The sequence below is a fragment of the Kolteria novifilia genome, assembly GCA_007748055.1.
Lineage (GTDB): Bacteria > Planctomycetota > Planctomycetia > Kolteriales > Kolteriaceae > Kolteria > Kolteria novifilia.
The window spans coordinates 1,855,975-1,865,837 of record CP036279.1 but is presented as its reverse complement, the minus strand read 5'-3'; the positions used below and the strand labels follow the sequence as shown (position 1 = coordinate 1,865,837).

The following is a 9,863-nucleotide window of genomic DNA, read 5'->3' as shown; positions in this document are numbered from 1 at the left end:
GCATCCGCATGGGGTCGCCGATGTATACGACTCGAAGATTGGGCTTTGTTGGAGAAAATGACGAGAAATCGTGGAGAATTTTGGTTCCGAGATTCGACGCCGCCCGTAGCACCGGTTCCTCCCATGACACTTGGTCCATGCGAGCCGCTCCGAGGTAACGAGACCTCGACGCGCCCCATTGCCCCCAAAACGAAGACCCGGAAACCGCAAGCGTCGCCGCGCTCACTCGTCCGCGTCAAGCTTGGGCGTCTGGCCACGGCGATCGGCGATGATCTGGGGAGCCGGCGACGCCCCGGCGGAGGACACTAGTGGCCCCGAACGAAGAGCTCGTAGAGCGTCAGCAAGATCTCCACGACGATCAGGAAGACGATGTACCACTCGACCCGCAAGCTTCGGCGGAAGTTGGAGAGGTCCAGGACCGTCTTGGCGGTCTCCTGGATGAGTTCGAGCTTGCGGTCGAGCGCTCGATGGCGTTCGGTCAGTTCGTACTCGTCCTGGAGCCGTTGGAAGAGCGTCTCGAGTTCGGGACACTCCCAGAGGGTTTCGGGACGGTCCGACACCTCCGCGCGGCCGACCATGCGTTGCTGCATGAGGAGCGTGTCGCCGACATGACCGAGCAGTTCCTTGGCGGCCCGCCCGCGCGTAACGCCGTGACGTAGCTGCGACGCGATCGGCTCTAAGCGGTCGAAGCGTTCCAGGAGCCTGACCTCATAGTGTGCCAGTACAACACTCTTCGCCAGGATATCCGCCACGATCAGCAGTCTTGGCAGACTCAGCTCGCGTAGATGGATCAAGTCGTTCCCCGCCCGCTCCTCGCCCTCTTGAGCAAGCAGGAGCCGTGCTTCATCGGTCTCGGGCTTGGCGAAGCGGCCCTGGATCATCGGGGCCAACGACTTGAGAAACGAGGCCTCCTCGACGGGCGGCAGCGCGAAGAGGACCACCGCTCCGTAGCGAAAGAGGACGGCGACGCCCTCCTGGCCGGCTCGGACCGCCAACGGCCGAGCCCAAAGATGAGGTCCCGCCGCGAGGTCGCGCAGATCGAGCCGTTCCCCAAGGAAGAGGACCCGGACCTCGACTGGAGCCTTCAGTTCCAACGGCAGAGATTTTCCCGCCGACGGATCACTCGGATCGTCGGCCGAACGATCCTGACTCGAAGAGATGATCGACGTCACCGCGCCCTTCTCCCATGCTCGGCGTCCCCTTCGACACCGAGAGCCAATCTAGCGATCATCGGGATCGACGGCATCGGGCAAATCAGGAGCCGACACGGCGGGGGCCAGAGCGAGTCGGTTCAGCAAGGAGGTTCCCCAACGGAAGCCGCGTCTGATCGTCGACGGGGACGCGTTTCCGGCCGCAATGCCCGAACGTGTCCCGCGCGGAATCCCATAGCGGCCTCGGTCCCACATCCATGGGACGCGTCTCTCCCGGGTCGGGATCGTTCGCCCGCGGTGCCAACCCAAGGTAACCCAAGAACGACGCGATCGCTGGGCAAGTCAGTCTAGGCTGATGAGCATCGGAAGGGTCTCGTTGAGTCGTCCCTCGGGGATGTAGTAGGGAATGAACTCCTGATCGAGTCGCAACCGCAGCATGGAAAACGCGCTGTCACGCAGCGCCTTATCGGTCAGCTTGTCGCGGAGTAGGGCGAAGGTTTGATCGAAACTCAGGTCGCTCTGCCAGAGCGGCTGGGCCCGTTTCTTAAGCCTCCACGCGACGCGACAGGTGATGGACGTCGCGTCCGCCTTATTGCCGGTCGGAGTCCCGCGATTGCGGGCGAGCGGGTTGTACCGGTCGCGTGGCGCCGACTTCATCTCGTGGAGTGTCTTGCCCTTCGCCTCGCCGTAGACGACGTGGAGCGTCACGTCCTGATCGTCGGCGACGGTGAAGCCATCCCTTTCCAGACGCTCGGCCAATGCTTCGCTCAATTCCGCTTCAACCTCCTCGTTGGACTCGTGCCGAGCATTGAGCACCTTGACGTTGAGGCTGACCGACTGACCCGGCTTCAGCCAAGCGGGTTCGTCGCTTTCGGCGCTGGCGAGGACTTTCTCCAAACGTTCGTGGGGAAAGGAGGTCAACTGCAATCCACTGGAGGATCGGCCATGCAAGACGCGATCTCCGGGGAGAAGCCAGAAGTGGGAGGTGCGGAGGTCTCCCGATTGGAGCCCCGCGACGATCTTTCCCGTCTTCCGCGACAGGATGTAGTAGTGGCTCATGAGCCACCCGATGTTGTTCGGCAGCCACTGAATGACCGGCTCACCATGCTGAATGCGGGCGCCGGCGGTCAACTTGGACGGGAACTGATGCTCCAGCACCCTCTTTCCCGACGCGAGATCATAAATGCGCAGCGTCCCCTCGTAGCTATGTTCCGAGAGGACGGCAAGCTCCTTACCATCGGGCGAGAACGCCACCGACTTGGGCGAGCGAATATCGAAGCTGTCCTCGGCGGCGTCGGTCCCAATCTCCTTGCCGGTCTCCAGGTCATAGATAAGGATTCGATTCAGCTCCCGGATGACCATGTACCGGTACCCCGGACTGAAGTGGAGCTTTCCGGTTGAAACGAGAGCGTCGACCCGAAAGGCCCCCAGCAGTTCGCCACCGGGAACCGCGAACGTCTCGAACTGCGTGTGGCGGTCGTCGCCGGAGACGTATGAGTGCCGGAGCAACTTGTCCGGCCCAACAAACTGGAGAGAGTACGTATTGCCGCCGCTCAACGGCTCGAGTTGGAGCACGGTGCGGCCTGTCTTGGTCGACCAAACTTCGTCGCTTTTTGTCTTCAGGTCGTTGAAGGCGACATAGCTCCCGTCGGAATTGACGGTTCTCGTACCGTGCTTGATATTTCCCACCCCTCGGAGTTGCCGTCCAACACGCTTGTTCTGATCCAGGTTCCAGACTTCCAAGTTCCCAAAGCCGGAAAGGGGGGGGAGCAATGCCACGGTCGGGCTACCCAAAGACAGCGTGGGGTCCCCCTGTCCTTCGAGCCTTCCCGTTCGGGCAACGGCGTCGTCCTCCGGCAGCGTGAGCGGATCCGGCTCGTAGGACCAGCCTGTCGGTTCCGGATCAGACTGTTCCGGACTGGTTGAGGGTTTCGTCGGCTTGGAAGACGTCGCATCTACGGAGTCGGTGGCCGGACGCTCCGACCCACGGCGCGGCGAAGACTCGATGACGACCGTCTCCTCACGTGGCGAGTTCGCTGCGGAAGGCTTGTCGGTCGAGACGTCGGCGACTTCCGAGGCACTGCTCGGCTGCATCTGTTGAAATACGACAACCGCCCCCACAGCGACGCCCAGTCCGACGACCGCGGTCACCACCAGGATCGGTCCGGAGGACTGGGAACTTTTGCGACGTCGGCGGCGCTTGACGGGCCTCTCCTCGTAGTCGTCGTCGATCGAGGGAACCTTGAACTGGCCGCCGCACTCCTTGCACTTGAGGCGCCGGCCGCTCAGGGAATCCTTGACATTGAAGGTTGTTCCGCAATGCCGGCAGGTCGCTGAAATGGACACGATGCCCTCCCTCGAAATAGACCACGAGTCTTTCCGCAACCACCAACGAACGATGATGGCACGAGACATGGACGCTGATTTTCGCGACGACCATCCGAGATTGTAGTCGAGCATGAGCCAAATGGTGAGCAAAAATGAACGTCGAGGCAAATCGGCGGATCCAGCGACCGGAAGACCGATCGGCCGATCGTCGAGCGGGAGGGAGAAATGGGGCGGGCGCACCACGCCATCGGCGGAAGTCGCCTGTACTCGCGGAAACGCCCCAGCGCCGCTATTCGGGCGGAAAGCTCGTATCCGCGGGAAGTTCCTCGCCCCAGTGGTCGTGGAAGACGAGACTCTTGAGCGCCATGCGATCCTTCCAGCCGACCTGCTCAAGCATCGGCCGCGCGAGGAACTCGACCGGGTAGCCGACACAGAGGTACGCGACCAACTCGACGCCATCGGGCAAATGGAGCAAGTCTTGCGTCGCCTCTTGGTCGAGGATGCTGACCCAGCCGACGCCAACCCCTTCGGCCCGAGCCGCGAGCCAGAGGTTCTGGATCGCCAGGCACGTCGAATAGAGATCGGTTTGCGGCATCGGTCCTCGCCCGAGGACGAAAGGAGCGTCGCGGCGATGGTCGCACGTGACGGCGATGTTCAGCGGCGACTCGAGGATCCCCTCGAGTTTGAGATTCTCGTAGAGCGTCTTGCGTTCTTCGTCGTCGAGCTTGTCGGCCTGCTCGGCGTTGACGCGGAGGTACTGCTCCTTGATTTGCTCCCGAATCTCTCGCGAGGTCACGATGATGAAGTTCCACGGCTGCATGTAGCCGACCGAGGGAGCGTAGTGCGCCGCCTCGAGAATCCGGCCAAGCACCTCGCGGGCGATGGGATTCGAACGGAAACGTCGGACGTCCCGTCGCTGGCGCATGACGCGATAGATCGCCTCGCGGTCGGTCTCGTCGAATTCGAGGTTGTCTTGAGTCTCCACGCCGTCCGATTCCTCAAACAGAGGGCGGCGACGAATGCGAACCGCCGACGCCGCGCTTTTCTTGTCACTGTCTCAACTCTGGCTGACAGGCAACCGGTCACGACCCAACGAGTGAGAATCACCGCCGCTTTCGCGTCCTGATTGGTGGACTCGCCAAGAGAACTCTTGGGTGCCATGCTCACGCTTGTCGTGGGCATGCGGGAGAGTCTCACGCTTGTCGTGGGCATGCGGGACACGCCCTTGATTCGGCGAGTTCCCGCACCAAAGAGGCTCGAGGTTTCATGGAGCGACTTTACTCACCAGGACACTAAACTCCACGGTCTGAAGTCTCCGCATCGGAGGCACGCGACGTCCGCAATCCGCGATAGTCGAACATCGGCACCCGGGCTCCGCGAGACCGCTGGACATGCTCCACCCGCAGAAGAATGATACCGCGACAGTCGTTGGCTTCCTGGTCGAACTGCGACCGAGTCGACTCCCATTCGAGATCGTCGCGGGTCACGACTTGGCCGCGGCCGAAGAGTCGCACGATAAGCGGATCTTCCTCGAAGCTGCAAAACATGATCACCATCCGGCGCCGCTCCCGCAGGTGCCGGGAGGTCTCGGCCCGCCTACCCGGGAGGTCGAGGTAGCCAACGAGATCCTCGCCGAGGACCCGAAAGGCATCCGCCTGTTTCGGGGAAAGGTTCAGTTCACCGTCGCCGGAGACGCTCGCGGTGAAGAAGATTTTCTGCCGCGAGAGAAACTCGCGCAGCTCCGAACTCAAGGCCCCTTCGGGTTCTCCCACCGTCCCACCTTTCTCGGCTCGTTCGACCGCCGCGACACGATGGTCGTGGGCCGCCGACCCCAACTCTTTGAGTACGCAATCGCTCTGCTCGGGCAAAGAAACGGTGACGGGGATACGCAGGCGCCGAAGATCAACCAACCAGTCGGCTCGCGAAACGAAAGCAACGGGAGGCGCGCATCCCTTTCAGGGAGGACGGCCAAAGCTGATCAATCGTCGGTCGCCTTCGGCAAGAGCGGGCTTGGCGGAAGTCTTCCGGCGGGTAATAGTGAAGTCGTCCCGTTCAATGTCGAACTTCGTCGCCTTGCCGCACGAGGGCCAAGGTCCCATGCACCCAAGTCTTCGATCGACCGACCACCGCCCCTGGCCGCTGCCGGCGGGATCGTGGATCATGGCCCAGAGTTGGCACGATCTGCTCTTCGCGCACTGGCCGGTGCCGGCCGAGGTCTTGCGGCCGTTGATTCCCGAGCCACTCGCGATCGACACTTTCGACGGCCAGGGTTGGATCGGCGTTGTCCCCTTCCGCATGAGCGGCATCCGACCTCGCGGGGGCCCCGCTCTTCCCTGGCTGTCGGCCTTCCCCGAACTCAATGTTCGCACCTACGTCACGCTCGACGCGAGGCCGGGCGTATGGTTCTTCAGCTTGGAGGCCGCCAACCCGATCGCCGTCGCGGTGGCGCGCTGGTGGTTTCATCTCCCTTACTTCAATGCCACGATGCGGTGCCAACGCTCGGGCGATGACATCGACTATGCAAGCCTTCGCACGCATCGCCGAGCGGCGGATGCTTCCTTCGCGGCTCGCTACGGCCCCACCGGTCCCGTCACGCTCGCGCCCGCCGGCTCCCATGAGCACTGGCTGACCGAGCGTTATTGTCTCTACAGCGTCAATCGAAAGGGAGACCTCGTTCGGGGCGACATCCACCACGAGCCTTGGCCCTTGCAGCCGGCGACTTGGACGCCGCGCGAGAATCGAATGACCGAGCCCCTGGGAATCGAGCTTCCCGGGACCAAGCCCCTGCTCCGTTTCGCGCGTCGACTGGATGTTGTCGTTTGGCCGCCCCGGCGGTTGGGCCCCCCAACAACCTGATTCTTCTGACGCAATCCGCCGAAACCAACGCCGACATTGAAGACGGAACCTAGTGTCCTGATTGGTAGGTTCGTTACATAGAATCTCGGCCCCGATGATCGTGCGGAGGATCGCCCAATCATTGGCGTTTTCCGCATGCCCAAGGCGCGCATGGGCATGGCACCCAAGAGTCCTTTAGTCAATGAATGAACCAATCAGGACGCTAGCAGCCCGTTGACCTTTTCGCTGCCGGCCGCCGATCCCTGGATGTGTCTTGTCGCCGTTCTCGTTATCATCGGATGCAACGCCCACGGCGTCACTCGATCGCCCATGGGTCGCAAGACACTCGTTCCTCCGTCCTTGTACAAAGAAGGACGAGGCGCCATCGTCGCGTTGATCGTTTGAGGAGACGTCAGCTCTCGAAGCCCGCCGCTTGAAGCGGGCCGTTCGTAGCCGACAAGAAATGGATCAACGGGCTGCGAAGCTACACTCCACCAATGAACCATGTTGGGATGGTCTCGAGTGAACAGCCGGTTCCGCAACCGATGTCCAGCCTTCCTCCTGCTGCTACTGGCGGGATGCTCAGGCGTCGATCCGGCGAAGTTCACCACCGTCTTCGCCCACGCCGAGTCAATCGACTGCGACGAGATCGAGACCTTCACCCAACATCGCAAGGCTTACCATCAGCAGCTCGAGATCCTGCAGACAAAGAACCTCAACCAGAAGGAAGAGAAGATCGCGGAGCTACTTCGTCAAGCCGGGATGAAGTGGGATTTCGCGGAAGAGTACCTGATCGATCACCGCGTCGGGCCAACGCCGACCGACCGACAACGCGGCCTCAGGAATGCCTGCGACTGCATCCTCGCCGGCCAAATGAATGTGGAAGAGGCCCGTCGAATGGTGAACAACAGGCGTCCTCTGTTTTGACGGCTCCCGACAACCGATTCATCCATGCCGGGCCGACGGCGATCGCTCGTCACAAGTGACGCTCCGGTCCGCGCCACCAGGACCGTGGTTGTCAGACAGGCTCGCCGTTGACGAGGACGTCCTGCAGCATCGCCGAGGGATCACCCGACGCGGTGAACCCGATCGTGACACTCTCCCCGGCGGCGATCACGCTGTTCCAAGCCAGGTTGTTGAGCACGTAGGTCTCGTCGGGCTCCTGGCTCATCGAGGCTCCCCAGACTTCGTTGACCTGCGGGATGAAGTCGAACGTGAGTTCCCAACCGTTGAGGAGTTGGTTCGAATCGTTGCTGATCACGATCTCCCCCTGGAAGCCACCTTCCCAGGTGTTGACGGGGTTGTAGGAAACGGTGACGGGAACCGCGGTTCCCCCACTCGTGCTTCCGCCGCCATGCTCCATCACGTAGCTCGGAACGTTCGGACAGATGGAGAACTGCGGAGGAGCGAGGTTGTACTGGCCGTTGCCGTAGATCGACTGGGCGACCAGCGCCCCTTCGAGGTTGCCGTTGTCGAACGTCACGACGGCATCGACGGCGAGCATGCTCCCCTGGAAGGAGATGCCGCTCATCTCGAGCGTCGTCGCCTCGTAGAGGTTGAAGAGCACGAACTCCCGCGTGGTGCCATTGATGCTCATCCCCAGGTTGCTGATGTTCACGCTCTGCCCGGAGACGTTGACGACCACGCTCGCCCCGGCCGGCGCGTTGATGACGATCGTGTTGGCCGCCTCGAGGTCCGCCGCGGTGAGGTGGAAGATGTTCAGGTCCGCATCGGCGCCGTCGAGCCGGAGCGTCCCGGCGTCGTTCAAGACCGTTCCGTTGGTCGGCAACCCGCCCAACGTCTCGGACGACGCGGAAAGTTCGGCTTCGAGCATGACGAAGTCGATCACGGTGTCTTGGCGAGCCTCGCCAAGCGGGAAACCGACTTCGCTGATGATCGCTTCATCGCCGTAGACCAGATCGCCGAAGAAGACCTGCCCGATATTGAACTCGATGTCGTCGCCAACCACCAGGTGATCGCCGCCGGTGTCATCGGCCAACCGAGCCCCGATCCCGACCGCGTTCAAGAAGGCATCGTCCCCAACCAGAAGACTTCCCTCGACGTCGGTCGCGGTCAGACGAGCCTCGTCGAAGACGATCACGTTGTGCTCGGCCATGACGTCAAGCACGCAGGGGTACTCGTCCTCGAACGGAGTGACCGTCGCGAGGCTCTCGAACTGGAACGACTCGGGAGCGAAGGTGATTTGGTCCTGGTTCCGCGGGTTCCCCAGCCCGATGAGATCGACGAAGTCCGACTCGGTACCATCGAGTTGGCCGAGCCAGGTGTTCGCCAGGGCGACGAAGCTCGCGTTGGTGCTACCGGCGCGAGCCGAGAAGTTGCCCGAGAGGACATCCAGACCGGTGTCGTGGACAATCTCCCACACGCCCACTTGGAACGCCGCCGCGTTCTCCGTGATCACCGTCCCGTTGTCGAAGAGGCTGTTGAAGTTGCGGCCCCAGAACTCGCTCAGCAGATCGCCGCGTTCGGTGCCAATGACCGAACTGACACCCTCGCCGTTGAAGGGCCCCGCTTCGGCGCTGATGATGTCGAAATCGTACGTCGAACCACGACTGACGTTCTGCAACAGGTCGTAGCAGAACGAGTAGAAGGTTTCGAGGTCGGTTTGAGCGTTCTCCGACGTCTGCCAGGTGAAAACGCCCGCCGTCGTGCTCTTGTTGAAGGTCTGGGAGTCAGTCACGAACGTGTACGAGAAACTCTTCCCCTGAAGGTTCGTGAACTTCGCCCGTGTCGAGGTGACGACGTTGGTGATCGAGGGATCGACATCGGGGTTGTTGAGTTCATCGTTGCCTAGGGCGAAACCACCACCCGCCCGAAGCTGTAGTGGAACTCCGGCCACCGCGTCGGCGCCGATCGCGGCGCTGACACTGATGCTCACTGATCCACCCGGCGGCGTCGTCGCGACAGGCAGCGGCAGCACGACCAATTGATCGCCCGGGTTGCCCTCGATCTGTACCGGGGCGCCCGAGCGAGTCACCGCGAAGGGATGATCGACAACGCCATTGGAACCGAAGGTCACGATGGTGGGCGTCAACGCGGCCGTTCCGACGCTCGCCCCGACGAAGGTGATCCCATCGTTGCCGCCCGTGACTCCATCGGCCCCGGTGGCCGGCAGGTAGAGATCGACGTACGAGCCGAAACCGGTCGACGCGTCCGATTCGTTCTCGAACACGACGGTGAAGTCGACGTTCCCGCCAATCGCGGCCCCGGAAGGAACTTCGAGCGTCGCGAGCGGCGAGGCGGAGGGGACGGTGCGGTCTTCGAGGACATCAATCGCCCAAGCTAGGCGTCCATTCCCGATGATTGAGACTGAAGAGTGCATTCACTGATTCCCGTGGTGTCGAAAGGGACTTCTCGACGGTTTTCGAGGATTCCTGGTAGACGGGCGAGGGTCGCACGCACTTCCCCCAGCGTACTCCCCTCACGCACAATTATAGCAAGACTGAAACAACACGACAAACAACCTTGCCGCAATTCAAGGCAAAGTCAAGTGAAGCTCGGTCACCCTATTCCTCCCAAATAAGAAATTGC

7 protein-coding genes are annotated in these 9,863 nt (G+C 62.0%); 2 read left to right on the top strand and 5 right to left on the bottom strand.

What is annotated here, in order from left to right; all coding sequences use genetic code 11:
- Nucleotides 1–305 precede the first annotated feature (305 nt).
- The 4 genes from Pan216_RS06880 to Pan216_RS06865 all read right to left on the bottom strand — a co-directional run bounded on the left by Pan216_RS06880 (nucleotide 306) and on the right by Pan216_RS06865 (nucleotide 5,389).
- On the bottom strand, nucleotides 306–1,172 hold the full coding sequence (locus Pan216_RS06880; protein ID WP_419193348.1) for an RMD1 family protein: 867 nt from the start codon (nucleotides 1,170–1,172) through the stop codon (nucleotides 306–308).
- A gap of 321 nt (nucleotides 1,173–1,493) precedes the next feature.
- Nucleotides 1,494–3,497, bottom strand: coding sequence for a hypothetical protein (locus Pan216_RS06875; RefSeq protein ID WP_145256659.1), 2,004 nt, complete (start codon nucleotides 3,495–3,497; stop codon nucleotides 1,494–1,496).
- Between the two features lie 271 nt (nucleotides 3,498–3,768).
- Nucleotides 3,769–4,464, bottom strand: coding sequence for a 5,6-dimethylbenzimidazole synthase (bluB, locus tag Pan216_RS06870; protein WP_419193347.1), 696 nt, complete (start codon nucleotides 4,462–4,464; stop codon nucleotides 3,769–3,771).
- Nucleotides 4,465–4,771: 307 nt separating this feature from the next.
- Nucleotides 4,772–5,389, bottom strand: a complete 618-nt coding sequence (locus tag Pan216_RS06865; RefSeq protein ID WP_145256656.1) for a pyridoxamine 5'-phosphate oxidase family protein — start codon at nucleotides 5,387–5,389, stop codon at nucleotides 4,772–4,774.
- Nucleotides 5,390–5,639: 250 nt separating this feature from the next.
- On the opposite strand from Pan216_RS06865, the gene Pan216_RS06860 reads away from it, so the two are divergent.
- Together Pan216_RS06860 and Pan216_RS06855 are read left to right on the top strand one after the other, a co-directional pair.
- Entirely contained in the window at nucleotides 5,640–6,335 is a 696-nt protein-coding gene (locus tag Pan216_RS06860; protein WP_419193346.1) for a YqjF family protein, read from the top strand.
- 501 nt (nucleotides 6,336–6,836) lie between these two features.
- Nucleotides 6,837–7,241 carry a hypothetical protein gene (locus Pan216_RS06855; protein WP_145256650.1) on the top strand — a complete coding sequence of 135 codons (405 nt, stop codon included), beginning with the start codon at nucleotides 6,837–6,839 and terminating at the stop codon, nucleotides 7,239–7,241.
- Between the two features lie 91 nt (nucleotides 7,242–7,332).
- On the opposite strand, the gene Pan216_RS06850 is transcribed toward Pan216_RS06855, so the two are convergent.
- Nucleotides 7,333–9,654, bottom strand: coding sequence for a choice-of-anchor A family protein (locus Pan216_RS06850; RefSeq protein WP_145256647.1), 2,322 nt, complete (start codon nucleotides 9,652–9,654; stop codon nucleotides 7,333–7,335).
- Nucleotides 9,655–9,863 lie beyond the last annotated feature (209 nt).

What these genes read in the sequence shown, in the direction of transcription:
- Pan216_RS06860 (WP_419193346.1), top strand. Translation starts at nt 5,640, where the DNA reads ATGGCCCAGAGTTGGCACGATCTGCTCTTCGCGCACTGGCCGGTGCCG.
- Pan216_RS06850 (WP_145256647.1), bottom strand. Translation starts at nt 9,654, where the DNA reads ATGCACTCTTCAGTCTCAATCATCGGGAATGGACGCCTAGCTTGGGCG.